Below are 1200 nucleotides of genomic sequence, written 5' to 3'. Positions count from 1 at the left end.
GCTGCCTCTGGCGCTACCGGTAAAAACTACGGCACCTACACCAATACCGTATCGGGCACTGATAGCAACTACAACCTGACATTAGTCAATGGCACCTTGTCCGTTGCTAAGGCAGGTCTGACTGTGACTGGCGCTACTACCAACACAATATATACAGGCCAGGCGCAAACCAATAGTGTGGCTACCATCACAGGCATCCAAGGTAGTACTGATAGCTTCACCATCACTGGTTATGGCACCGCTACCAACGCGGGCACTTACGCAGATAGTTTGGTTGCTACTGCCGTGGGCGCTACCCAAGCGACTAACTACAACATCACCTATACCAACGGTAGCCTTGCTATCGGCAAAGCTGCACTAACCGTGACTGCCGATAACAAGACTAAGGTATATGGCGATACCAACCCAACCTTAACTGCCACGATTACGGGTTACGTCAACGGGGAGGGTAGCGCTGCGATTACTGGTGCTCCTGCGATGAGCACTACCGCAACCCAGTACAGCAACGTTGCTAGCTATGTGATTACTCCAGCAGTAGGCACACTAGCTGCCAATAACTACAGCTTTAGCTATACCAATGGCGCCTTGAGCATCACTGCTGCGCCACTCACAGTGACTGGTGCTAACGCCACCCCAACATACTCAGGCTTAGCGCAAACCAATAGCGCAGCAACTGTAAGCGGTATTAAAGGCAGCGCTGATAGCTTCACGATTACTGGTTACGGCACCGGCACCAATGCCGGTACTTATAGCGACAACTTAGTAGCTGCTGCTGGTGGTGCTACCCGCGCTGCCAACTACAACATCACCTATACCAATGGCGCACTGACCATCGGTAAGGCAAACGCTACAGTAACGGCTAATAGCGCAAACCCAACGTATAGCGGCCAAGCCCAAAGCGTCTCCGGCTTTACTGCTACCGGCCTGGTCAATGGTGAAACCGCAGCAGTATTAACGGGGGTCGCTGCTTCTGGCGCTACTGGCACTAACGCAGGCACCTACACCAATACCGTATCGGGCACTGATAGCAACTACAACCTTAATTTAGTCAATGGCGCACTCACGATTGCTAAAGCCAATGCCACCATTACCGGTAACAGCGCTAACGTGACTTACAACGGCAATGATCAATCGGTTGCTGGCTTTACAGCTTCAGGCTTAGTCAATGGTGAAACCGCAGCAGTATTAACGGGCGTTGCT

General features: G+C 52.0%; 1 protein-coding gene. It reads left to right on the top strand.

Annotated features, from left to right (window positions below):
• Positions 1-1200: MBG domain-containing protein (locus ICN40_RS11500; protein ID WP_304609066.1), on the top strand; the 1200-nt coding region annotated here is incomplete at both ends.

The sequence above is a fragment of the Polynucleobacter sp. Fuers-14 genome (assembly GCF_018882045.1).
Lineage (GTDB): Bacteria > Pseudomonadota > Gammaproteobacteria > Burkholderiales > Burkholderiaceae > Polynucleobacter.
Note: the sequence above shows the minus strand (reverse complement) of the source record. Positions and strands in the feature narration are given on the sequence as shown.